Below are 23,718 nucleotides of genomic sequence, written 5' to 3' on the forward strand. Positions count from 1 at the left end.
ACTCAGACGGACTGATCAGCTCGGCCGTCGAAAGCGCCCGGCCAGCCGCGAGTTACACCACGCTATGGGGCATGATCACGCAGCGGCCCGCCTCCGGAAACCTACCGGAAAAACCTTGGAAGATGTTGTGCTGAATGACGCCGCACGCGACCGCATGGATCGTTTGGTCGCTGACATCGGAGCGTGGCGTTCCAGAAACCTGGCGTGGTCAGAGGTCCCCGCTTCCGTCCTTTTGTATGGCCCGCCGGGAAACGGTAAAACGTTGCTCGCAGCGGCATTGGCGGGTTCCCTTGAGGTGCCTCTGATCTCGACAAGCTATTCCGATTGTCAGCGGCATGGCCATCAAGGTGACATGCTTCGCGCACTGTCTGACAAGGTTAACGAAGCCATCCGGAACGCCCCCAGTGTATTCTTTCTCGACGAGTTGGACTCCTTCACCCACCGGAACGTGCCTAGCCGCCGAAACGATTACATTGTCGGCGTGGTCAATGGGCTGCTCGAACACCTGTCCGTGCTCAACGACACGCCGGGCGTGGTGGTGATGGGGGCCACGAACTACCGCGATATGATTGACCCGGCGATCATCCGCACCGGACGTTTCGACACCCACTTGCAGATCGGCCATCCGGAACGCGCTGCGATCATCCGCATTCTCGCGAAGGCAATCGGAAAGCCCGAAGGCCAGTTTGACCTTGCGCCCATCGCAAATCAGCTGTTGGGAGCATCCGGAGCCCAGGTTGTGGGAATTGTTCGCGAAGCGCTCGGATTGGCTCGATCAGAAGCCGTTGAATTGCAAGACCAACACCTGCAGGATGCCGCATCAAGGATCGCACGGCCTCATGATCAATACCTGCTCTGGCGTATGGCTGTCCACGAGGCCGGTCACATCGTCGTTGCCCATCATCTCGGCATTCCGCCCGCCAGAAAGGCTGTGCTGACAAACACTGGCGGATCCGTTGAAATTCCGGAAAGCCCCTTGGAATGCCAAACAACTGTCCGGCACCGTATTGCGACGCTGATGGCCGGGCGGGCTGCGGAACAGGTTATCCTGGGCAGTGTTTCTAACGGAGCCGGGCTTGGGCCCAGCTCGGACCTCGCCGAAGCAACGCGCCTCGCTGGCCGCGCCCTATTTGAATGGGGCTTGGGTACTCAGCTTGCGCACATTCCGATCGATATCACACTGCGGTACGGAACCGCACACGCTGCAAACGCCGATGTGGAGAATTGTTTAGGAGCCGCGGAGGAGATCGCCCGTAAGATCATCCAGACCTACCGAAAAGATATCCTTCGGATCGCAGTAACGATGGTCGAAGAGCGTGAGTTTTCAGCCGATCGCATTTCAGAACTCTTATGCGGAAAAAACACGAATTGCCGAAATTCGGTTGTTGACCGGCGCGCATCAACGGGTCTGAAAGCCTTCGGTCCAGCCACGGCAATAGCTAAGCACCGCGGCTTCGAGGCGATTGGTCCACGGCTTGAAAAGTTTCACAAATGGTTGCACAGTTGGTTGCACATATAGAAAAATGAGCATGCTTCGATGGATTTAAAAGTGAGCAATAACAAAATCTTGAATGCCTAGATCCGAAATTCGCTCCGATCCCTACCGCCGGAGCCAACTTCTCCTAGAGAAGAATTAGATTAAGCCGCCTACTTAGGCGGCTTTTCTCGTTCTCAGGAGGGGATAGAACGCTCCTTTCCTGCAGCGCAAAAATGGGATGCGGCATTAGCCAATCGCCCCCCCCTCAAACAGCCACCACAACCGTATCCCCAATACGATGCACCCGAGCCGAGGTCCCATAAACCTCCGAAAGCATCGCATCCGTCACGACCTCGCGCGCTGCGCCGTGATGCGTGATCCGTCCGTCCTTCATCGCCACGATTTGATCGGCGTAGGCGGCGGCGTAATTGATATCGTGCAGCACGATCACGATGGTCCGGCCATGGGTGCGGGCGAGGTCTTGTAATGTGTGCATCAGGCCGCGCGAGGCCGCGATGTCGAGGTTGTTAAGCGGCTCGTCGAGCAGGATATAATCCGTTTCCTGCGCGAAGGTCATGGCCACCTGCGCGCGCTGGCGTTGACCGCCTGACAGCGTGTCGAGGCGGCGCTCGGCGAGGGGGGCAAGGTCGAAGGTCGCCAGTGCTGCCTCTACCTTTTCGCGGTCTTCCGCGCTCGGGCGGCCCTTGTGGTAGGGGTAGCGGCCAAAGCTTACCAACTCGCGAACCGTCAGCAGGGGGGCCGCATCGCTGGTTTGGGGCAGAATGGCCAAGCGTCGGGCCAATGCGTCGTTCGCGCAGGCGCCGATTTGCAGGTCATCGACCATGATCTGTCCGTGCTGAAGCGGGATCAGCCGGGCTATCAGCGACAGGAGCGTCGATTTCCCCGCGCCGTTGGGGCCGATCAGCGCCGTGATCCCGCCGCTCTGCAAGGTCAGATCGATCTCGCGCAGGGTCGGCTTGCCGTCCCGGTCATGGTTCAGGTCACGGATGGTGATCATCTGGGTTTCCTCCGCAGCAGCAGGATTAGAAAGACAAGGCCGCCAAGCACATCGACAATGACGACAAGCGGGGTCGAGGAGCGCAGGGCGCGCTCCAGCACCATCTGCCCGCCGACCAGCGTGATGGCCGATACCAGTCCCGCCGAGGGCAGCATGACGCTATGAAACATCACCGGAGTGATCTGCCGCGCCACGCTGACCACTAAGAGGCCGAGAAAGGCCATCGGCCCCACCAGCGCGGTCGAGACCGAGACGAGGATCGACACGAGGACCAGCACTTGGAACATGCCTCGCTTCGGGTCTTCGCCAAGGTTAACGGCGCTTTCATCGCCCAGCGACAGCACGTCGAGCCGGTGGCGCATCCGCCAAGCGGCGGCCAGCGCGCCGCCGGTCAAGAGGGCGGCGAGGGTGAGAAGGGGCGTGTCGACGCGGCCAAAACGGGCAAAGGCATTGGCCTGTACGACCATGAATTCATTGGGGTCGATGACCCGTTGCAGAAAGCTTGAGACCGAACGAAAGAGCCCGGCAAAGATGATGCCCGTCAGGATCATGCGAAACAGATCATGCCCGCCGCGGCGCAAGAGCGTGCCGAAAAGCGCCAGTGCGGCCCCCATCAGCAGGAGGCTGTTCACCAGAAACTGCGCGATTTCGGGGAGTTGGGTAAAAGTCTGGCCGCCGAGCACGAAGATCAGCACCGTCAGCGTTAGCAGATAAAGTGCATCGAACCCCATGACCGAAGGGGTCAGAATGTGATTGCGGGTGATGGTCTGGAACAGCACCGTGGCGGTCGAGACGGAGACGGCGACCAGCAGCAGGGCGATCAATTTATTGGCGCGAAACGATAGGACAAAGCCCCAGTTCCCCCGCGCGCCGAGTCCGAGATAGAGCGCGATGCAGAGGCCCAGCAGCGCCAGAAGCCACCAAAGACGCTTAGGATACATGGCGTTTGGGCCCATGCAGCAACCACAGGAACAGCAGGGCGCCCACCACGCCGAATACCGTGCCCACGGGGATCTCATAAGGATAGCGGATCAGCCGTCCGAGAATGTCGCACAGCAGCACGAGGCCCGCGCCGGTCATCGCAGTGAGCGGCAGGCTCCGCCGCAGATTGTCGCCTGCCAGCCGGGCCACGATATTGGGCACGACCAGCCCGACAAAGGGGATCAGCCCCACTGTCACCACGGTCAGGGCGGTGACGATGGAGATGGCCAGCAGCCCCAGCACCATCGTCTGCCCATAATTCAGGCCAAGGTTGATGCTGGCCGTGCGGCCCATGCCGATGATCGCGAATTGATCGGCGGCGAGATAGGTCAGCGCCGCCACCAGCGCCACCAGCCAAAGCAACTCATACCGGCCCTGCAACACCCCGGAGAACTCACCGTTCATCCAGATCTCGACATATTGCAGCAGGTCCGCCTGATAGGCGATGAAGGTGACCGCCGCCCCAAGGATGCCGCCGTAGATCAGCCCCACCAGCGCCACCAGCAAGGGCTGGGTTGGGGGCAGGCGCTGCACGATGGCCAGAAACCCCGCGCCCGCCGCAAGGGCGGTGAGGGAGGCGAGAACCATCTTAACGAAGATGGAGGCCCCCGGCGCGAAGAGGGTGACCAAAAGGATACCAAGCGCCGCGCCTTGGCCCGTGCCCGCGGTCATCGGTTCGACGAACCGGTTGCGCACCAGCATCTGCATGATGGCCCCGCTCACCGCCAAAGCCCCGCCCGAGATCACCACGGCGATGGTGCGCGGCGCGCGGCTGACCACCAGCAGCTCCAAGGCCGCCGGATCAGACCAAAGCGCCGCCCAGGACAGGTCGATCACCCCGACGAAAAGCGAGGCGACCGATAGGACCACAAGGAGACAGGCAAGGGCGAGCGCCACGGGCTTACTGCTCCGTCAGGGCGGCGTTGATCTCATCCAGCGTGCGGGTCATCGACTGGATGCCGCCGCCTGCGATGTAGATGGGCGCGGCGCTCAGATGCACGACTTGGCCGGTTTCCCATGCAGTCGTCTCATGCACCAATGCGTTGTCGAGCGTCGCACGCGCGCCTTCGCTTTCCTGACCGATGGCCGCCATCCGGTCGATCACCAGCAGGATGTCGGGGTTAGCCTCGCGGATGAACTCAAAGCTGATCGCCTCACCGTGGTTGGCCATCTCGACACCCTCGACCGCTTCGGGCAGGCCAAGCGCCTCGTGCAGCCAGCCAAAGCGACCGCCGGCCCCATATGCGCTGATCTTGGGGCCGTTGGTCATCACGATTAGCGCGCGGCCTTTGCCCGCCAACGCCTCTTTGGTCTGGGTGAGCTTGTCTTGAAAGGCGCTCGTCAGGGCTGCGGCCTCATCCTCTTTGTCAAAGATCTTGCCATAGGCTTCCAGCCGGGTCAGCCCTTCGCCAATGGTGTCTTGCCAAATGGTCATGTCCAGCGTCGGTGCGATCCGCGCCAGTTCCGGCACCTGTTCGGAGCTCCGGCCCCCGGCGATGATCAGGTCGGGGTTCAGGGCAAAAAGCGCTTCGTAATCCGGCTCGAAAAGAGAGCCGATGACCTCGGTCCCCGCTGCCGCCTCTTCAAGATAGGACAGATAGACCGGGCGCACCAAACCCTGCGGCGCAACGCCAAGCGCGGTGAGGCTGTCGAAGGCCGCCAGATCGTAAACCGCGACTGTCGCGGGGGTGAGCGGTGCCTCGGCGGGGCCGCGCGCGGTGTCGACGGTCACGGTCTCGGCCAGCGTGGGTGTGGCGAGAAGCAGGGCCAGAAGGGCAAGGGGTTTGATCATAGCGGTAACTCTTTCATCAGGGAGGAGGGGGAGCCAGGGCGGTGTTTACCATTTCCATGGCCCGGCTTAGGACTAAGGCAGAAAATGCATCCGGAGAGAGCGCCATGCCGACGACCACAGGATTTTACCAAACCGAGAACGGCTCGAAATACTTGCAGCAGCTGTGCAAACATTTCGGCCATAAGATCGAGACATCTTACGACAGTGAAAAGGGCTGGGCCGCTTTTGAAATGGGCACGGCCTATATGACGGCGGACAGCAAGGGCCTCACTGTCACGGCGGCGCTCGACGATCCCGAGATGGTGCCTGCGCTGCATAGTGTCATTGACCGGCATCTTGAAACTTTCGCCTTCCGGGAAACGGAAAAGAACATGGTTTGGACGGTCGAATAGACCACCCTTCACAGAAAATCCCGGCGCCGTAATCGGCGCCGGGTAAAGGGCCAAACCGGAGTTCAGCCAAGCATTGCCTTAGATCAGAAGACGATCTCGGCGCTGACGCGGATAGAGCGGCCGGGCTCGGTCAGCGGCTCCACTTCGCCCACGAACTCTTGGCCATAGGTGGCGCGGCTGCTGTATTGCTCATCGAAGAGGTTGTTCACCTCGGCGCGCAGGGTCAGGTTGTCCATCCGCTTGGGCGTGTATTCGGCAAAGACATTGGCGATCGTGTAGCCGTCCAACTCCGGCCCGCTGCCGCCTGTGGCGGCGTCATAGGTGTCGTCAAAGTCGAAGGCCACCTGCACATCGCCACCCAAGAGAACCCCGTTGTTCAAACGATGCGCCACTTGGAAGGTCAGGAAATCGCCCATCGGCATGGTCAGGTAGTTGCCGTAGTAGGAGTCGGCAGAGCGGCCATTGATCTCGGTGTCGATGCGGGCAAAGCCAGCGCGGAAGAAACCATCTTCCCATGCGGTGCCGAGACCCAGTTCGAAGCCGCGCGATTGCACATCCGCAGTGAAGGCCGGGCCACCGCGATAGCTGGCGGCGCGGGCGTTGTCGATGTTGGTAGCGAAAAGCTTACCGTCGAGGACCCATGCGCCCATGGTGTAATTCGCGGCGAGGTAGAGGTTATCGGCGGTGACTTCCTCGATGCCGGAACCATAGTCCCACGCGGGGTTGAGGATATAGTTCTCGGCCAGTTCCAGACCGCCCCAGACATGGGAATAGCCCGCGCTGATCGTCAGGTCGTCCGAGACGTCATATTCGCCCGAGATATTGCCCGAGAGGCCCGATTCAGACTGCGAGGAACCGTCGGTCCCCTCGAAATCCTGAAAATCGGCCCGCGCCCCGAAGGACAGCCGCGTATTGCTGCTGGGCTCCATCCGCGCTTGGGCGAAAAGACCGATATTGCTGAGCTTCTCCGTCGCCGCCTCACGCGCGCCGGAGGAGAGGGCGAGATAGTCCAGATCGGCTTCGTCGGAGTAGAAGTCGAGACCTGCGTTCAACTCACCCCAGCTCAGTGCGAAACGGTTTGAAAATTCGCCGCTTAGGCTCATGGTTTCACCGCTGGTGATCGAATTGGTCGACAGCGCCGACTCGTCGTTGACCAGTTTGGTCCCGCTATAGGCCAGCCGCGCGGTGGGGTTCCACATCGCCGTCGGCGTGGTGTCGCTGTAGCTCAGGACGATATTGGTGCGCTCCAGATCATAGGGGCGGTCTGCGGGAAGCGGGCGGCCCCCGACGATGGCACCGAGGTTCGCCCGGTAGGGCCGGATTTCATCGTCGACCACCCGTTCGTAAGACAGCTCGACCCGGTCGCCGCTTTGCGCCTCATAGGCCAGTTTGCCCAGCCCGCTGAGCAGATCGGTGCCGGAGCCGATGATTTCGTCCCCATTGCCATCTTCGCGCAGCCCGCCATCGGCGACCTTTGCAAAGCCGAGGTATTCAAACCCGCCCTCGCGGCCATAGACCGACAGGCTGTTCGAGAAGATGTCGCCGTTGCTGTCGTATTCCAGCTTGTAGCGCCCGCCAAAGGTCTCGTCCGGGGCCAGCAGGTCGCTCGCGTCTTTGGTCTCATAGGCCAGCGCGCCGCCCAAGGCGCCGGGACCAGCATCGGCGGGGGCTACGCCGGGGTCGACGCGGGCGGCTTTCAGCAGCGCGGGGTCGATCAGCGTGGTGGTATTGTGGTGGAACACCTTGTTGTTCTGCCGCGCGCCGTCGATGGAAATGGCGAGGTTGTTCTCCTCGATCCCGTTCACATAGACCTTCTGCGACATCGGGATCGAACTGCCGACCGCGATGGTGGGCTCGGCCACGAAAAGCTCGGACAGATCGGCGGGGTTGCTCAGCGCCAGCCCTTCGCTGGAAATTGAGATGTCATCGTCTTCCATCCCCGGAACGGCTGGCATCTCAAGAACGATGGTCCCCAGAAAGGCTTCGTCGTTATTGCTCTGCGCTTGGCCAGCGACGGGAATCATCCCCGCGGCAAGGCAAGCAAATGCATGTGTCGGCTTCATCAAATTTCCCCTTACTCAAACGGCCCGGACCCGGAAAAGCGCCCCCCGGACGGCGTTGCGGCGATTCCTTATAGAAACTGTCAGGAATCTCAAGAGGCATGATTTTGGCGAGGAACTACCTGTGTCTTTTGGGTAAAGGTAAGGGGTCGGGAGCAGGGGCGCGGGGCTGTGGATCACCTTGTAAAATGGGCGGCCCGGACCGCGAAAAGGTGCAATTCCCTTTGTCCCCGAAAGCGCAGGCGGCTCCGTCAGCCCCCCGGCGCATGGCTGCTGCCGCCGAAAGCAACCCTGCTAAAACAAACGGCATTTTCCGCCACTGTCACAAATCTTTTGCACTCTCAGGCCACAAGGAGCCGCGATGCGCCGAAGTATAAATTGACCAACTGGTCTAACGCGCGCATTCTGCCGACAATGAGTACACTAGAAAGAGGATTTCCCATGACAAGAACCATTCTGCTGGCCGGCACCATGCTGGCGGGGCTCGCCTCCGTGGCCCAAGCCGACACGCTGCGCCTTTTGACATGGGGCGGCTACGCACCTGAGGACGTGGTCGCGAAATTCGAAGAAGAGACCGGCCATACCGTCGAAGTCACGAAATCCAACAACGAAGAGATGATCGCCAAGCTGCGCGCCACGGGCGGCGGTGGTTTCGACCTCGCCCAGCCTTCGCAAGACCGCATCATGGGGCCGCAGATGGAATTCGGCATCTACAAGCCGATCGATGTCTCCAAGCTGAACAAAGAGCTTTTCATCCCCTCCATGCTCGACGCGACCATGGCCAACACCACCGTGAACGGCGACGTCTATGGCGTGCCGCATGTCTGGGGCACCTCCGGTCTGGTGATGAACACCGCCGAAGCGGGTGACACGGTCAAGGATTACACCGACCTCTGCGCGCCCGAAGTGGCGGGCAAAGTGTCCTACCGCCTGAAGCGTCCGACGCTCATCGGTTTCGCCTTCGCCATGGGTGAAGACCCCTTTGCCGCCTACGACGACGAGGCAAAATATGCCGAGATCATGGGCAAGGTCGAAGAGAAGCTGATCGAATGTAAAGAGAACGTCAAAACCTACTGGGGCGGCGGCGATGAGCTGATGAACCTGCTGCGCTCGGGCGAAGTGACCGCCTCGATGGCATGGGACACCGGCGGCTGGAAGCTGAACGACGACAACGCCGACATCACCTTTGTGGCCCCGGCCTCGGGTGCGCTGGGCTGGATCGACACCTTCGTTCTGCCCGCCAAAGGGCAGGCCGACGATGTGGCCTATGAGTGGATCAACTTCGTCATGCAGCCGGAAGTCGCGGCGATGATCACCGCAGCGGCGGGCAACTTCACGGCCTCCGCAGGCGCGGATGAGTTTGCCGAAGACAGCCTGAAAGCCAAGTATCAGAACAGCTTCCCGCAAGAAGCCGTCGACAATATCAAATGGTATCCGCCGGTGCCCGCCGGTCTGGAAACCATCGAAGGCGAAGTGCTGGACCGCGTCCAAGCTGCCAACTGATAACTGACCCTACGAGCGGCACCCTCATTTCGGGGGTGTCGCATCTTTATACGGAATACACATGACCCCAGATCTGGAATGCGTCGACCTCGTTAAGCGGTTCGGCGATACCACCGCTGTTAACAACGTCTCCTTCACGGTGCCGCCCGGCAGTTTCTTCTCCATCCTCGGGCCTTCGGGCTGCGGCAAAACAACAATCATGCGGATGATCGCGGGGTTTCTCGACCCCACCTCTGGTGACATTCGGATCAAGGGCGGCTCGGTGCTCGATACGCCGCCGAACAAGCGCCCGGTGAACATGGTGTTCCAACATCTGGCGCTTTTCCCGATGATGACGATTGCCGAAAATATCGGCTACGGGCTGCGCCGTCGCGGCATGCCCAAGGCCGAGATCGCGCGTAAAGTCGACGAGGCGCTTGACCGGATCGGCCTGCCGGGCATCGGCGCGCGCAAGGCGGATGAGCTTTCGGGCGGGCAGAAACAACGGGTCGCCATCGCGCGCTGCATGGTGTTGGAGCCTGACGTGCTGCTGCTGGATGAGCCGCTGGGGGCGCTGGACCTCAAGCTGCGCGAACATATGAAGGTTGAGCTGAAATCGCTGCAAGCTGCCTTTGACACGACATTCGTCTATATCACCCACGACCAATCCGAAGCGCTGGTGATGTCCGACCAGATCGCGGTGATGAGCAATGGTCAGTTCGAGCAGGTGGGCCGGGGTCAAGACCTCTACTACCGCCCCGAAACGCCCTTCGTCGCCGGTTTCATCGGGGAATCGAACCGCTGGAAGGGCCGGATCGAACGGGTGGAGGGCGACGCCCTGCAACTGCGCACCGACAGCGGGCTTGCCATGCGCGCCACCGGCGTGGGCCTTGTCCAAGGGGCAAAGGCCGAGATTTTCGTGCGGCCCGAATCCATTCGGCTGGCTGCCAGTGCCGATGCGCTGTCGGGGTTCGACAATCAGCTAAAGGGCACCGTCACCAGCCTGCTGTTCAACGGCGCGGCTTCCCGCGTCTTGGTGCAGGATGATGTGGGTGAGACGCTCGAAGTCACGCTGCCGCAATCGGGGGAGTTCTCAAGCCTGAAACGCGGCGACGTGGTGCATATCGGCTGGGGCGCGGGGCAGGCGACCTGCTTTGGGGTCGCGTGATGCGCAGCCAATCCCGACTGACATTCTACCTGCTGCTGACGCCCTTGGTGCTGTGGCTGGGACTTTTGATCATCATCCCGCATATCGACATGCTGCTGATTTCGCTACGCGAGCGGATCAGCTTTGGCGTCTATGAAACCAGTCTGGCGCAATATGAAAAGGCGCTGACCGAACCGCTTTACTTGCGCACCTTCTGGCGCACGGCGGTGATGTCGGTGCTGGCCACCGCGCTGACGCTGCTGATCGCCTTTCCAGTGGCCTATTACATCGCCAAAATGGCGAAGGGGCGCTTGCAGCAGGTGTTGTTCCTGCTCTGCCTGATCCCGTTTTACGTCTCCGAACTGGTGCGCACCTTTGGCTGGATGATCCTGCTGCGCGAGACGGGTCTCGTCTCGAACCTGTTGCAATGGGTGGGGCTGGCCGACCGTCCGGTCGAGCTGCTTTACACCGATGCCACGATGATGGTGGGGCTGGTCTATACCTCTATGCTTTTCATGGTGGTGCCGCTTGTCACCACGCTGGAAAGCCTCGACGACAGCGTGATCGAGGCGGGCTATGATCTGGGCGGCAGCGGGCTTTCCGTCTTGCGTGAGATCATTATCCCCCATGCCATGCCCGGTATCGTGTCGGGCTGTATCGTGGTCTTCATGCTGAGCTTGGGCAACTACCTGACGCCGACAATGCTGGGCGGCAAGGACAGTCTGTGGTTCACCGAAATGATCTATAACCAGTTCATCGTGCGCTCCAATTGGGAGCTGGGCGCCGCCTTTGGCTTTATGCTTTTGGTGCTGTCTTCGGTGATCGTCTGGGGAATGCTCTGGCTGACGGGCCGGACCCTCAAGGAAACGATGGGGTGATCCAATGATCCCGACAATCCCGCAATCGCGCAGCTTTCGCATTGTCTATGGTGGCTATGTGGCGCTGTTCTTTCTCTATCTGGCCCTGCCGCTGACCGTGGTGGCGGTCTTCGCCTTCAACGACAGCCAGTTCCCGTCTCTTCCGTGGGAGGGGTTCACATGGAATTGGTTCTTCGGCGAGGAGCGTCCGCAGATCGGTGTTTTCCACGAACGCGGCATTCTTCGCGCGGTGGGCACATCGGCCTTCGTGGCGCTTTGCGTGGCGGTGCTTTCCGTATGCGTGGGCACGACCAACGCCTTCCTGTTCAACCGCTATGATTTCCGCGGCAAGGGGTTCCTCTATGTGCTGATGCTGCTGCCACTGGTGATCCCCGGCATCGTGCTGGGCATCTCGGTGCTGGTCTTCTCCTCGACGCTGGCCAATGGCGTTTGGGACTTGGCGCAGATTGACATTCAGGCGCTGCGCCCCGGTCTGCTGTTGGTCATCCTTGGGCAGTTCAGCTTTATCACTACCATCGCCACGCTGGTGATCTCGGCCCGGTTGCAGAAATTCGACCGGACCTTGGAAGAGGCGGCGCTGAACCTTGGCGCGGACCGGCTGACGGCGGTGCGCACGATCACGCTGCCCTTCCTTGCGCCTGCGATGGTCGGGGCCGTGGTGGTGGCGTTTTTGATGAGCTTTGAGAACTTCAACACCACGCTGATGCTTGTGGGCTCCGACGCGCCGCTGACCATCGCCATGTTCGACCGGCTGAAAGAAGGGTCGACCCCGCTGCTGAACGCCGTGTCGCTGCTCTTGATGCTGGGCTCGTCGCTTTTGGCGCTGCTGGTGATCCTGTTCCAGAAAAAGGGTTAAGCCCCCTCGGCAGGCCCGCCAGCCGGGCCTGCCGCTTTCGGCTAGAGTGCGGCACGCACCGCCCGGCTGAACCTCTCAAGCAAATCCGAATCCTCCGCCAAATGGCGCCTCAGCGACCGGGGCAGTTCAAGCTGCACCCCTGCGCCCTTGCGGGTGCGGTTGCAAATGTTCGTCTCATGCAGGCCGGGCAGGGTGGTGTTTACCTCCGCCCCGAAGCCCGCCCCGCGCAGGGCGGAGCCGATGGCCCCGCGCATCGCCTTGTCCCGCCCGCCAAGCCATACGGTTTCTGTGCCATCGTCTTTGCGGCCATGCACTGCGATGGCGCCCTCGGCGCCGCCGACAAGTGCCAGCGCCTGCGGCTCATCGAAACGGTGCGAGGTGATGTGAAAATCCCCATGCGCCCCCAGCTTTAGCGCCTCGAAGACATAGAGCGACAGGTCGCGCCCCGCGATGGCCTCGGCGATCAGGCCCGTCTCGGGTTCGATCGTGCCGCCATGCGGGGCCAGAATGACGACCGCGCTGCCCCGGTCCTCGGCTCGGATGCGGTAATCGACGCCTGCGGCCATCTCGGCGGAGAGGTCGGCGAAGTTTTGGAAACGATCGGTCATGGACTGCTCCTATGGCTGAAAGTTACACGTCGAGCTTGCGGACCGTTTTGCGGATCAGCCCGTCCTTCCGCTCCAGAAACACGATCTCGCCGAATTCGATCTTCAGCCATTCCTCCGCGTTTTCGGTCAGAGGCTCCGACGCGAGGATGGCCGAGGTCGCCTCCCCTTCGGGGCAGGCGTCGATGTCATAGGTGTTCGCATAGTCCCGAAAATTCGCCCCAGTAAGCAGGTAGATCGGCTCAAGCAGCATCGACAGGGGCAGGTTCTCGTCCCGCAGCTTTTGCCAATCGCCTGTGACATCCGTCTCGCCCTCATGGCCGCAGCCAAAGTTCACGCCGATGATCCGCTCCCGGCTGACCAGCGCGATCTTGAGTTTGGTGAGCGCGGCGAGGTCGAGGTCGCGGGCAGCCTTGCAGATCACCTGCAACAGCTTTTCAAACCCGCGCTGCACGTCTTCGTCGCTGTCGCCCTCCAGCAGGGACAGCAGCAGCACATAGAGGAATTCCGTATCCGTCGTGCCGCGCATCTGGGTGAGGTATTGGTCTTTGCAATGGGGCAGGAGTTCACGCTGCAACTGCCGCCAGTGGGGCAGGGCGCCGTTCTGGGCGATGATCCACGGCGTATGGTCAAAGGAGAATGGGTGGCAGTTCTCATCGGCCTGCACCACGCTGGCGTCATAAGAGGCCGCGCGGATATGCGACAGCAGGGTATGGGCCTGAAGGCTAGGGATCACCGATTTGGCGTTGTCGTCGTGAAAGGCGGCCTTGGGCCGGTGGTAGCGCAGCGGCGCTTCGGGATGCAGCAGATGGTCGCTCCAGGCGGCGAAACCCCATCCGGCCAATTGCAGGCTTGGGTGCAGTTCCGGGTCGAGGCTTTGGTTCAGCAGGCTGTTCTCAGGCGCAAGGAGCAGCGACTCGATTGGCAGTTCAGGTCCGATATAGGCGAGGAAGCGGCACATGGTTTTCCTTACTCTTGAGATATTTCAGCGACTTCGAAAAAGGGTGTGAAGGGCTGAGATAGAGCAAGGCGCGCGAAAATCGACTTGGGAGGCGGCAGCGCAGTCAGAGCGATGCGCCCGTCGGCTGGGGGCGGCCCTGCAAACGGGCCACCCGAGTTCATAAATCAAATGTCAGAGATATAATCCGCCGAGACATAGCCCTGCACCTCAGGCGCATCGGCGAGTGAGACGCGGCACCACAATTGTCCGATCTCGGTCACGCAGTCCCGGCGGTTCAGGACGGTGCCGTCGGGCAGCCCCATGATAATCCCGAAGTCCAAGCCCGGCCCGGACCGCAGTTTCAAAAGCTCATCCGGCCCGGTGCGGTGCACCATGACGCGGTCACTGGCCACGCCCGCGCAACCAGCGATGAACATAGCGGTGGAAACGGCTGCGAATGTAATGCTGCGCATGATCTGCCTCTCTTTTGTTTTCTTCCTCATAGATCGAAAACCGGGCTGATCCTAGCCGCCTTATTCCGCCGCCGCCTTGCACTGCTCCAACGCCCGTTTCAACGAATGTTCGTCATAGGGTTTCATCAAGCTGACATAGCGCGCCGCCTCTGCATCGCCTTCGGCATATTCCCGCGGATCGGCGCCTGAGGCGATGATCACGGCGATTTCGGGGCGCAGCTGCGTCACATGCCGCACCAGTTCCATGCCAGAGCCATCGGGCAGGCCAAGGTCGGTGAACATGACATCGAACCGCTCTGCCTGAAGGCTGCGTTCGGCGGCGGCGACGCTGTCGGCCTCGGTCACGACATAGCCCAGATCAGAGAGCATATCCGCCGTGGCCATGCAGATCAGCGCATCGTCTTCGACCAGCAGCACCTTCGGCGCGTCATCGGTGCTCGGCGCGGCCTCCGCAACTGGCGGGGCGGTCTCGGCACTGGTCTGGCGCGAGAGGATCTCATGGATTTTCAGCGCCAGCCGTTCGCGGGTGTAGGGTTTGCTCAGCAGATCGACCCCTTCGTCGAGCCGTCCGGCATGAACGATGGCGTTCTGCGTGTAGCCCGAGGTGAAGAGCACGCCGACATTCGGCAGATGCGCCTTGGCCTCGCGGGCAAGCTCGGGGCTGCGGATTTTGCCGGGCATGACCACATCGGTGAACAGCAGGTTGATCTGGACCCCGCTTTTCACGATCGCCAGCGCACTGTCCGCATTCTCGGCGGTGAGCACGTCATAGCCAAGATCGCGCAGTTGATCTACGGCAGTCTCACGCACGGCGGCATCGTCTTCGACCACAAGGATCACCTCGCCACGGCCGGTGGGCGTGTCGGTGGTGGCGGGCAGCGGGGCGCTTTCCTCCTTGCGCTGTGTGCGTGGCAGGTAGACCCGCACGGTCGTGCCTTGCTTCTCTTCGCTGTAAAGCTTGATGTGCCCGCCGGATTGTTTGACGAAACCGTAGACCATGCTGAGGCCCAGCCCCGTGCCCTCTCCGGTCTCCTTGGTGGTGAAGAAGGGGTCAAAGACCTTCTCCATGATCTTGGGCGGGATGCCCGCGCCGGTATCGGTAATCGCCAGCATGACATATTGGCCCGGCGCCACGTTCGGATGGTTCTGCGTATAGGCATCATCCAGCGCGGCATTGCCCACTTCGATCGTCAGCTTGCCGTGATGGGCCATTGCATCGCGCGCGTTGATGGCGAGGTTTAGGATCACGTTTTCCAACTGCGCCGGATCGACAAGACAGTTCCACAGGCCCCCCGAGATCACCGTCTCGACCTCGATCCCCTCGCCAAGCGTGCGGCGCAGCATGTCGTCCATGCCCCGCACCAATCGGCCAAGGTTCTGCGGTTTCGGCTCCAAGGGCTGCTGCCGCCCAAAGGCCAGCAACTGCGCGGTGAGCTTGGCCCCGCGCGACACGCCCGCCATGGCATTGTCGACGAACCGCCGCTTGGCGTCGCCCTCGGGCAATTCTTTCGACAGAAGTTGCAGGTTGCTGCCCACCACTTGCAGCAGGTTGTTGAAGTCATGCGCGATGCCGCCGGTCAACTGTCCCACGGCTTCCATCTTTTGCGCCTGCACCAATTGCGCCTCAAGCCGGTCCCGCTCGGCCATGGCCTCTTCGATCTTGGTTTTCAGCGCGTTGTTGAACTCGATCTCGGCATTGCGGGCGCGCAGTTCTTCGCGCAGGTCGCGCACCTCGATCACCGTGCCCACGGTTTTGCCGGTTTCGTCCTTCATCGGGGAGGCGGTGAAACCCACGGGGTAGAAGCTGCCGTCCTTATGGACAAAGGTCTCTTCCCCTTGGGTCTGGTGGTTCTCGGGAAAGGCGCGGTCGATGGCGCAGTCTTCGATGGGGAAATGCCGCCCGTCGGGATGGGTGTGGTGGATCACATCATGCAGCGGTCGGCCGGCGGTTTCCTCGAACCGATAGCCGGTCAGCTCTTCTGCGGCGCGGTTCATGAAAACGCATTGCTGTTTGTCGTCCATCATGAAGATGGCCATCGTCGTGTTGCTCAGGATCGCGTCCAGCCGGGCCGAGACCTTGGTCAGCGCCGCGTTGGCCTCTTTCTGTTTCGTGATGTCCTGAATGGCCGCGTAGAGGACCGTGTCATTCTCAGTCATGATCAATTGCAGATGGGTCAGCACGTTATAGCGCGACCCGTCCTTGCGTTGGTGGATCGTCTCATATTCCAGCGTCGTCTTCTCACCGCTCAGCAGCGGTTGGACGAGTTCCAGAAACGCCTCGCGCGAGAGTTCGGGCTTGATGTCCCAAGCCGCCATGCCGCGCAGCTCATCCATCGAATAGCCAAGGTTCTCCCGCGCGCCGCGATTGGCGAGGGTGAAGGTGAAATCTTCGACTGAAAACAGGTAAACTTCGCTGGCCGCATCTTCGACGATCTGGCCAAGGCGATCACTCGCCAATCTGAATGCTTCTCGCACCACTTTCCTCAAACTTGTCGGCCATGATGACCGGCTAAATTGTTACTGCAAAATGCAGATTTGTTTAACCTAGCCTTATGGAGGGACAAGACGAGGGCAAAAAGCCACATTCGTACAAGGGGCGGGTTTTTGCGCAGATCAAAGGGAGGCGCACCCGCCGGGACCGGCGAATGCGCAGGGGGCAGGGCGCCGTCACGCCACGCGGTTGCCCATGGCATAGACCGAAGCCAGGATCGGCGCGTCTTTCATGATGTCAAAGAGGATCAGATCGGCCCGCGCGCCCAGAGCGATCTCGCCCCGGTCGGTCAGCCCTGCATTATGCGCGGGCGTGCGGGTCACGGTGGCGAGCCCGCGTGCCATGTCGCCCCATAGGTTGCCCAGTTGCACCGCGCCCAGCAAAAGGGCTGCGGGCACATAGTCGGACGACAGGATATCGAGCAGATCCAGTTCCGCCAGTTCCTTGGCCGCGACATTGCCTGAATGCGAGCCGCCGCGCACGAGGTTCGGCGCGCCCATGATCGTGGCGATGTCTTGGGCATGGCAAGCCTCTGCCGCCTCGCGGGTGGTGGGGAATTCGGCCAGCCGCACGCCATGGGCATAGCTGGTCGCGACCTGTTCGGCGGTGGTGTCGTCATGGCTGGCCAGCGCTGCGCCATAGCGCGCCGCCGCCGCCACCGCTGCCGCTTCATGTTTCGCGCCAAGCCGGTCCTGCAATCCATGTAGGAAGGTAACGTAATCGCCAAAATCCTCCCGCGGCAGGCCGTTCTTGCCGCAGACGTAGTCCTCGAATTTTTGCACGTCGCGGAATTGCCGCTGGCCGGGGGTGTGATCCATTAGGCTGACGATGCCGACCTTGTCGTCGGGGCCAAACTCGGCCAGTTCCTCCTCCAGCGTTTCCGAACAGATCTCGGCGCGCAGGTGGATATGGTGGCTGATCGCCAGCGCGCCGCTGTCGCGCATCATCAGGATCTCATCGGCCATGTCGCGGGCGTATTTTCCGTAACGTTTGCGCCCTGCGTCCGACAGGATCGACCCCACCCGGATCGCGTCAAACACGGTGGTGATGCCGGTGCTCGCCAACTCGCGGTCATGGGCAATGATTGCGGCACGGTGTGGCCAGTCGACCTTGGGCCGCGGCTTCATATGGCGCTCAAGGTTGTCGGTGTGCAGTTCCACCAAACCGGGGGCGAGGTAGCGCCCCTCGCAATCGACCGCCCCCTGTGGCACGGCGGAGCCTTCGGCGATATCCGCAATCACCCCGTCGCGCAGCACCACGCTGCCGGGGATCACCGCATCGGGCAGAATGATTTTGGCATTGGCGAGAATGGTTTCTTTTGTCATGTGAAGGTCACGCTTGTTGCGCATCTATGGATGCAGGGAGAAGATGAATGAAGTTCGACCGCTACGCGATCTATTACACGCCCAAGGGCGCATTGGCCGAGGCTGGGGCCGCTTGGCTGGGGTGGGATCTGGCGCGCGGGCGTGCCGTGGCGCATCCTGAGGTCGCGGGGCTGGACGTGGCCGCCCTGACCGAAACGCCGCGCAAATACGGGCTGCATGCGACGATCAAACCGCCGTTCGTGCTGGCCGAAGGCGCATCGGCTGACGGGGTGCTGACCGAGTTCAAGACGCTTTGCAAGCGGCTTGCGCCCGTCACGCTGGATGGGCTGGCGCTCACCCCGCTGGGCCGGTTTCTGGCGCTGACGCCCGCGGGGGACACCGCCGCGCTCAACGCCATGGCCGCCGAGGTGGTGCGCGGCCTCGATACTTTCCGCGCGCCGCCGACCGAGGCCGAACTGGCCCGCAGGCGTCAGGCCAATCTGACCCCGGTGCAAGAGGCCAACCTCAGCCAATGGGGCTACCCTTATGTGATGGAGGCGTTCCGCTTTCACATCACCCTGACCGGCAAACTGCCCAAGGGCGATCTGCCGCAGGTCACCGCAGCGCTCGCCCCCTATATCACGCCGCATCTGCCACGGCCCTTCGTGCTGAACAGCCTGACGGTGGTGGGGCAGGCCGAAGACGGTATGTTCCATGAGGTTCACCGCGCGGCCCTTTCGGGATAAAGCGCCGCCAGCGCCTGTGCCACGGTCTGCTTCAGCGGGCCGGAGTTGTCGATCTCGATGGCGGCGATATGGTCGGGCAAGGCCCGTTCGGCGCGGGCCAGCCGGGCGGTGATTTCCGCTTCACTCTCGCGCCCACGGCCCCGCAGCCGCGCGGCCAGCACTTCGGGCGCGGCGGTGAGCGACAGCACCTCGAACCGGTCAAACCTGAGCTTCGCTTCGGTCAACACCGCGCGCGAGAGGTTGGCCAGCACGTCGCGCCCCTCGGCCAGCGCCATATCGGCCGCGATGGGAATGCCATAGCGCAGCCCATGCGCGGCCCAGCTGAGGGCAAAGGCGCCTTCCGCCTCCAGCCGCAGGAACGTGTTCTCGTCGATCCCGTCGAAGTCTTCGCCGCCCGCTTCGCTGGGCCGGGTGATGGCGCGGCGGGCGAGGAAGAGGTCGGGCCGCGCTTCCGCCAGCGCTGCCATCACGCTGTCCTTGCCCACGCCCGATGGCCCCACCACCGCGATGAAACGCCCGCTCATGCGGCCAGCCCGGGGGTGAAGCGGGTCACGTCCACTTCGCGGTCGCAGATTTGGTCGCGGGCGGCTTCGTCATGGAAGATGCCCAAAATCGCCGTGCCGCGGGCCTTGGCCTCTTCGATCAGCGCCAGCACCGTGGCGCGGTTGGTGGCGTCAAGGCTCGCCGTCGGCTCGTCCAGCAGCAGGACGGGGTAGGGATGCGCAAAGCCGCGCGCGATGTTCACCCGCTGCTGCTCCCCGCCGGAAAAGGTCGTGGGGCTGAGCTGCCAAAGTCGTTCGGGGATGTTGAGTTGTGCGAGCAATTCTCCGGCCCGCGCCCGTGCCTCGCCCTCGCTGCTGCCCACCGCGCGCAGCGGCTCGGCCACGACATCCAGCGTTGCCACCCGTGGCACGACGCGTAGGAACTGGCTGACATAGCCTAGCACATGACGGCGCAGCTCCAGTATCTCGCGCGGGGCGGCTTGGGCGACATCCAGATCGCCCACCATGATCCGGCCCGAGGCGGTCAGGTAGTTGCCATAGATCATCCGCATCAGCGTCGATTTCCCGGCGCCCGACGCCCCGGTCAGCGCCACGCATTCGCCTTGCGCCACGGTCAACTCACCGTCGCGCATCACCGGGATCACCGCAGCGCCCTGATTATGCAGAGTGAAAGATTTGCTTACATTTTCCACGCGTATCATGGTTTAGCCTTGCTCGGTATAATTCTGAAATTGAATGGTTTTCTTTGCATGTTCACACCTGTAGCACGCTAGAGACCAAAAGCTGCGTATAGCCGTGCTGCGGGTCGTCGAGCACCTGATCGGTCAGGCCGGTTTCCACCACACGGCCATCCTTCATCACCATCAACCGACCCGCCAAGAGCCGCACCACTGCCAGATCATGGGTCACGATGATGGCGCTCAGCCCCATCTCGCGCACAAGCCCGCGCAGCAGGTCGAGCAGCCGCGCTTGAACGCTTACGTCCAGCCCGCCGGTGGGTTCGTCCATGAAGACCAGCCGCGGCCCGGTCACGAGGTTGCGGGCGATCTGCAAACGCTGCTGCATCCCGCCAGAGAAGGCCGAGGGCCGGTCGTCGATCCGGTCCTCGTTGATCTCCACCCGGCCCAGCCAATCGGTGGCGCTGGCGCGGATGTCGCCGTAATGCCGCGCGCCCACGGCCATCAGCCGCTCACCCACATTGCCGCCCGCGCTGACGTTCATGCGCAGCCCGTCGCGGGCGTGCTGGTGGACAAAGGCCCAATCGGTGCGCGACAGCATCCGGCGCTCCGGCTCGCTCATCGTCACCGTGTCGCGTAGCCCATCGGCATGGGTGTCGAAACGCACCGCCCCGCGATCCGGCGTCAGATGCCCCGCCAGCGTGTTCAGCAGCGTCGACTTGCCCGAGCCGCTTTCGCCGACGATGCCCATCACCTCACCGGGGTAGAGATCAAAGCTCACATCCGTGCAGCCAATCCGCGCGCCATAGAATTTCGCGATGTTTTCGACTTGCAGTAAGGGGGTCATGCCATGCCCTCCACCACAGGTGCCGCATCCGCTCCGCGATGCCCGGCGGCCTGACGGGCCGCGCAATAATCCGTGTCGGAACACATGAACAGACGCCCGCCTGCGTCATCGACGATCAACTCATCAAGATAGCTGTCCTCGGCCCCGCAGAGGCCGCAGGGATGGTCGGCCTTGCTCGCCTCAAAGGGGTGGTCCTCGAAATCCAGCGAGACGACCTGCGTATAGGGCGGCAGCGCATAGATCCGCTGCTCGCGCCCCGCGCCGAAGAGTTGGATCGCGGCCATTTCCAGTTTCGGATTGTCGAATTTCGGGATTGGCGAAGGGTCCATCACATAGCGCCCCTCGACCTTGACCGGATAGGCATAGGCCGTGGCAATCGCGCCGTGCTGGGCGATGTCTTCGTAAAGTTTCACATGCATCAGCCCGTATTCCTCCAGCTCGTGCATTTTGCGGGTCTCGACTTCCGAAGGCTCAAGAAAGCGCAGCGGTTCGGGGATTGGCACCTGATAGACCAGCACCTGATCCTCGCGCAGCGCGGCTTCGGGGATGCGGTGCCGGGTTTGGATGACGCTGGCCTCGGTCGTGGCTTCGGTCACCGCGACGCCAGCGGTCTTTTGGAAAAAGCGGCGGATCGAGACGGCGTTGGTCGTGTCGTCGGCCCCTTGGTCGATGACTTTGAACGTATCCTCAGGCGTCAGCACGGCGGCAGACACCTGCACCCCGCCGGTGCCCCAGCCGTAAGGCATCGGCATTTCGCGGCTGGCAAAGGGCACCTGATAGCCCGGGATCGCCAGCCCTTTAAGGATCGCGCGGCGGATCATCCGCTTGGTCTGCTCGTCCAGATAGGCAAAATTGTAGTCGTTCATGCCCCGGTCCTCATGCCTGTCTTGGTCACTCTGTGTCATGGCAGGGTTCATTCCGCGGCCTCCCGTGGTGCGTCTTGCGCCGCGGCTGTCGCCTCGCGGCGCAGTTTGCGGATCAGTTCGAGTTCGGATTGGAAATCGACGTAATGGGGCAGTTTGATATGCTCCAAGAACCCTGTCGCTTGGATGTTGTCGGCGTGATAGAGCACGAATTCCGCGTCCTGCGCCGGCGCGCCGAGGTTGTCTTCGCCCAACTCCTCCCAACGCAATGCCCGGTCCACCAGCGCCATGGAGATCGCCTTGCGCTCGGACATGCCAAAGACCAGCCCATAGCCGCGGGTGAACTGCGGCGGCTCGGTCTTGGAGCCTGCAAATTGGTTCACCGTCTCGCATTCGGTCAGCTCGACCTCGCCGATCTCGATGGCGAAACCCAGTTCGGGAATATCCATTTCGACAGCGACTTTGCCGATGCGCAGTTCCGCGACGAAAGCGTGGTTGCGCGCATAGCCGCGTTGCGTGGAGTAGGCCATGCCGAGCACGAAGCCCTCGTCGCCGCGGGTCAGCGCTTGCAGGCGCAGGTCGCGGGTGGCGGGGAGTTCCAAAGGCTCGCGCGTCAGGTCGCGCGGCGGGGTCTTGCTGTCCGTGTCGCGCTGCATCAGCCCTTCGCGGTCGAGGAATTCCATGATGTGCGGCGTCTCCGCGGGCGGTTCGGCCTCGGGCGCTTCGGGGGCCGGGGGCACCTCACCATCGGCGGCGAGTTTGAAATCCAGCAGCCGGTGCGTGTAGTCGAAGGTCGGCCCCAAGACCTGCCCGCCCGGCGCATCCTTGAAGGTGGCCGAGACGCGGCGGTCGCAGGCCATGGTGCCGGTGTCCATCGGGCGCGAGGCACCGAACCGCGGCAGGGTGGTGCGATAGGCGCGGATCAGGAAGACCGCTTCGATCAGGTCGCCGCGCGCCTGTTTGATCGCCAGCGCGGCGAGGTCGGGATCATAGAGCGAGCCTTCGGCCATCACCCGGTTCACCGCCAGCGTCATCTGCTCGCGAATTTGCGCGACGCTGAGTTCCGGCACCTTTGCGTCACCGCGCCGCTCTTCGGCGAGCCATGCGTGGGCGTTGTCGATCGCCCGCTCGCCGCCTTTTACCGCTACATACATCAGGACACCTTTGTGCTTCGGGGCAGCGCCGCCAAACGGTCGCCGCAGGTGAAAATGAAATCCAGCCCACGCGGGAAGAGCGCCGCGTTCTGCTGAAAAGCGGCGCGCTCGGGCAGCGACAGTGCCGCGCTGTCTTTGATGCCGGGGCCGGAGAGGGTCGCGCCATCGCCGCGCAGATCATCCACCTCGACGATCAGCGTGGCAGAGCGGTCGGGGTAGGCGGCGGTCCCGAGGGGGAAGTCGCCGCGCGGCAGGTCGTCCCATGCGCCCAAGGCGAATTGCGCCGCAGTTGCGGGGGCGAAGGGCGCGCCGGTGTGGAAGGTGATCCAGTCGCGCAACTCGGGCCGGTCGAAACCGGGGGCGAGGTAGAGCGGCGTTTCGGGGTCGCAAAGCGTCAGCAGGACAACCCCGGCGGCGGTGGAGAGACCCGCAGGCGGTTCGGCCCCGGTCACGCTGTTGATCTCCCCCGGTTTGGCCATGGCGTTCATCACCGCGCGAAAGGCAAAAGCGGCGTCTTTGGGCGCGTCGCGAAACCCACCTGTCAGCGATAGGGTCTGCATCAGTCTTCTCCTCTGACCATGGTGAAAAAGTCGACCTTGGTGGCGGCGGCCTTGGCGGCACGGCTGGCGCGGCGCTGGCTTTCGATCTCGGCCAGCGGGTCGAGCAGTTTGGCGCGGACCTCATCCGCCGCATCGCCTTGCATCAGCGCGTCGGTAAGGGCTGCTTGCAGCGCCTTGTCGCGGCTGCGGCCCTGCACATAGGCGTGGCCGTCTGGCCCATCCGTCAGCCGGACCGAACAGCGCGTGACCGACATCTCACCCATGTTGAAGGTATCGCCCACAGCGCCCATCCGGCCCCGCAGCATGACGCCGCCGATCTCAGGCGCGCGAAGCACCTCATGGGCGGGCAGGGGGCCGAAGCCCTCCCAAAGCCGGGCGAGATCGCGGGCCTCGGCCCGTGCAAGCAGGCCCATCCACGCCTGCCTGTCGCGGGTCTTTTCCTTGGTTTCAACCGTCATCTAGACACCTTGTG

24 protein-coding genes are annotated in these 23,718 nt (G+C 62.5%); 7 read left to right on the forward strand and 17 right to left on the reverse strand.

Annotated elements, in window-relative coordinates; translation table 11 throughout:
* On the forward strand, positions 1–1,519 hold a 1,519-nt coding region (locus ACGYLA_RS10135; RefSeq protein WP_394432144.1), incomplete at its 5' end, for an AAA family ATPase.
* 223 nt (positions 1,520–1,742) lie between these two features.
* On the opposite strand, the gene ACGYLA_RS10140 is transcribed toward ACGYLA_RS10135, so the two are convergent.
* The 4 genes from ACGYLA_RS10140 to ACGYLA_RS10155 are packed head-to-tail and all read right to left on the reverse strand — an operon-like array spanning position 1,743 to position 5,268.
* A complete protein-coding gene (locus ACGYLA_RS10140) occupies positions 1,743–2,495 on the reverse strand; it encodes an ABC transporter ATP-binding protein (RefSeq protein ID WP_394432147.1) in 753 nt (250 codons plus the stop codon).
* On the reverse strand, positions 2,492–3,436 hold the full coding sequence (locus ACGYLA_RS10145; RefSeq protein ID WP_394432150.1) for an iron chelate uptake ABC transporter family permease subunit: 945 nt from the start codon (positions 3,434–3,436) through the stop codon (positions 2,492–2,494). The genes ACGYLA_RS10140 and ACGYLA_RS10145 overlap by 4 nt, the downstream gene beginning before the upstream one ends.
* Positions 3,426–4,373, reverse strand: coding sequence for an ABC transporter permease (locus ACGYLA_RS10150; protein ID WP_209217408.1), 948 nt, complete (start codon positions 4,371–4,373; stop codon positions 3,426–3,428). Before ACGYLA_RS10150 ends, ACGYLA_RS10145 begins: the two co-directional genes overlap by 11 nt.
* 4 nt (positions 4,374–4,377) lie before the next feature.
* Positions 4,378–5,268 (reverse strand): siderophore ABC transporter substrate-binding protein, encoded by an 891-nt coding sequence (locus tag ACGYLA_RS10155; protein ID WP_394432152.1) that lies wholly within the window; start codon positions 5,266–5,268, stop codon positions 4,378–4,380.
* Positions 5,269–5,372: 104 nt separating this feature from the next.
* Between ACGYLA_RS10155 and ACGYLA_RS10160 the strand changes: the two genes are divergently transcribed.
* Positions 5,373–5,660, forward strand: coding sequence for a DUF2218 domain-containing protein (locus ACGYLA_RS10160; protein ID WP_394432154.1), 288 nt, complete (start codon positions 5,373–5,375; stop codon positions 5,658–5,660).
* 83 nt (positions 5,661–5,743) lie between these two features.
* Here ACGYLA_RS10160 and ACGYLA_RS10165 read toward each other — a convergent pair whose 3' ends face one another.
* Positions 5,744–7,723, reverse strand: a complete 1,980-nt coding sequence (locus ACGYLA_RS10165; RefSeq protein ID WP_394432156.1) for a TonB-dependent receptor domain-containing protein — start codon at positions 7,721–7,723, stop codon at positions 5,744–5,746.
* A gap of 438 nt (positions 7,724–8,161) precedes the next feature.
* On the opposite strand from ACGYLA_RS10165, the gene ACGYLA_RS10170 reads away from it, so the two are divergent.
* From ACGYLA_RS10170 to ACGYLA_RS10185, 4 genes are all read left to right on the forward strand, one after another.
* Entirely contained in the window at positions 8,162–9,223 is a 1,062-nt protein-coding gene (locus ACGYLA_RS10170) for an extracellular solute-binding protein (protein ID WP_394432158.1), read from the forward strand.
* 61 nt (positions 9,224–9,284) lie between these two features.
* Positions 9,285–10,370, forward strand: a complete 1,086-nt coding sequence (locus tag ACGYLA_RS10175) for an ABC transporter ATP-binding protein (protein ID WP_394432160.1) — start codon at positions 9,285–9,287, stop codon at positions 10,368–10,370.
* Positions 10,370–11,227: an ABC transporter permease gene (locus ACGYLA_RS10180; RefSeq protein ID WP_209217402.1), complete on the forward strand. Its 858-nt coding sequence runs from the start codon at positions 10,370–10,372 to the stop codon at positions 11,225–11,227. Before ACGYLA_RS10175 ends, ACGYLA_RS10180 begins: the two co-directional genes overlap by 1 nt.
* A gap of 4 nt (positions 11,228–11,231) precedes the next feature.
* A complete protein-coding gene (locus tag ACGYLA_RS10185; protein WP_394432162.1) occupies positions 11,232–12,083 on the forward strand; it encodes an ABC transporter permease in 852 nt (283 codons plus the stop codon).
* A 41-nt stretch (positions 12,084–12,124) separates the two neighbouring features.
* Here the strand turns inward: ACGYLA_RS10185 and ACGYLA_RS10190 are convergent, their stop codons facing one another.
* From ACGYLA_RS10190 to ACGYLA_RS10210, 5 genes are all read right to left on the reverse strand, one after another.
* On the reverse strand, positions 12,125–12,691 hold the full coding sequence (locus ACGYLA_RS10190) for a poly-gamma-glutamate hydrolase family protein (RefSeq protein WP_394432164.1): 567 nt from the start codon (positions 12,689–12,691) through the stop codon (positions 12,125–12,127).
* 22 nt (positions 12,692–12,713) lie between these two features.
* The gene (locus ACGYLA_RS10195; RefSeq protein ID WP_394432166.1) at positions 12,714–13,649 is read right to left on the reverse strand and encodes a class II glutamine amidotransferase; all 936 of its coding nucleotides are present in this window, start codon (positions 13,647–13,649) and stop codon (positions 12,714–12,716) included.
* Between the two features lie 164 nt (positions 13,650–13,813).
* Positions 13,814–14,101, reverse strand: a complete 288-nt coding sequence (locus ACGYLA_RS10200; protein ID WP_209217398.1) for an SH3 domain-containing protein — start codon at positions 14,099–14,101, stop codon at positions 13,814–13,816.
* Between the two features lie 60 nt (positions 14,102–14,161).
* The gene (locus ACGYLA_RS10205; protein ID WP_394432168.1) at positions 14,162–16,558 is read right to left on the reverse strand and encodes a PAS domain S-box protein; all 2,397 of its coding nucleotides are present in this window, start codon (positions 16,556–16,558) and stop codon (positions 14,162–14,164) included.
* Positions 16,559–16,768: 210 nt separating this feature from the next.
* Positions 16,769–17,917, reverse strand: coding sequence for an alpha-D-ribose 1-methylphosphonate 5-triphosphate diphosphatase (locus ACGYLA_RS10210; protein ID WP_394432170.1), 1,149 nt, complete (start codon positions 17,915–17,917; stop codon positions 16,769–16,771).
* Between the two features lie 47 nt (positions 17,918–17,964).
* On the opposite strand from ACGYLA_RS10210, the gene ACGYLA_RS10215 reads away from it, so the two are divergent.
* On the forward strand, positions 17,965–18,642 hold the full coding sequence (locus ACGYLA_RS10215; protein ID WP_394432172.1) for a DUF1045 domain-containing protein: 678 nt from the start codon (positions 17,965–17,967) through the stop codon (positions 18,640–18,642).
* Here the strand turns inward: ACGYLA_RS10215 and phnN are convergent.
* From phnN to phnG, 7 genes are read right to left on the reverse strand one after another with little or no spacing between them, the layout of a single operon-like run.
* On the reverse strand, positions 18,618–19,166 hold the full coding sequence (gene phnN, locus ACGYLA_RS10220; protein WP_394432174.1) for a phosphonate metabolism protein/1,5-bisphosphokinase (PRPP-forming) PhnN: 549 nt from the start codon (positions 19,164–19,166) through the stop codon (positions 18,618–18,620). The genes ACGYLA_RS10215 and phnN overlap by 25 nt on opposite strands.
* Positions 19,163–19,846, reverse strand: coding sequence for a phosphonate C-P lyase system protein PhnL (gene phnL / locus ACGYLA_RS10225; RefSeq protein ID WP_394432176.1), 684 nt, complete (start codon positions 19,844–19,846; stop codon positions 19,163–19,165). Before phnL ends, phnN begins: the two co-directional genes overlap by 4 nt.
* A gap of 52 nt (positions 19,847–19,898) precedes the next feature.
* On the reverse strand, positions 19,899–20,669 hold the full coding sequence (gene phnK, locus ACGYLA_RS10230; RefSeq protein WP_394432178.1) for a phosphonate C-P lyase system protein PhnK: 771 nt from the start codon (positions 20,667–20,669) through the stop codon (positions 19,899–19,901).
* A complete protein-coding gene (locus ACGYLA_RS10235) occupies positions 20,666–21,535 on the reverse strand; it encodes an alpha-D-ribose 1-methylphosphonate 5-phosphate C-P-lyase PhnJ (RefSeq protein WP_209217597.1) in 870 nt (289 codons plus the stop codon). Before ACGYLA_RS10235 ends, phnK begins: the two co-directional genes overlap by 4 nt.
* Before the next feature lie 47 nt (positions 21,536–21,582).
* Positions 21,583–22,686, reverse strand: a complete 1,104-nt coding sequence (locus ACGYLA_RS10240; protein ID WP_394432180.1) for a carbon-phosphorus lyase complex subunit PhnI — start codon at positions 22,684–22,686, stop codon at positions 21,583–21,585.
* Positions 22,686–23,246, reverse strand: a complete 561-nt coding sequence (gene phnH / locus ACGYLA_RS10245) for a phosphonate C-P lyase system protein PhnH (protein WP_394432182.1) — start codon at positions 23,244–23,246, stop codon at positions 22,686–22,688. The genes ACGYLA_RS10240 and phnH overlap by 1 nt, the downstream gene beginning before the upstream one ends.
* Positions 23,246–23,704 carry a phosphonate C-P lyase system protein PhnG gene (gene phnG / locus ACGYLA_RS10250; protein WP_394432184.1) on the reverse strand — a complete coding sequence of 153 codons (459 nt, stop codon included), beginning with the start codon at positions 23,702–23,704 and terminating at the stop codon, positions 23,246–23,248. The genes phnH and phnG overlap by 1 nt, the downstream gene beginning before the upstream one ends.
* Positions 23,705–23,718: the final 14 nt, after the last annotated feature.

The sequence above is a fragment of the Sulfitobacter sp. 1A13679 genome (assembly GCF_043557115.1).
Lineage (GTDB): Bacteria > Pseudomonadota > Alphaproteobacteria > Rhodobacterales > Rhodobacteraceae > Sulfitobacter > Sulfitobacter faviae.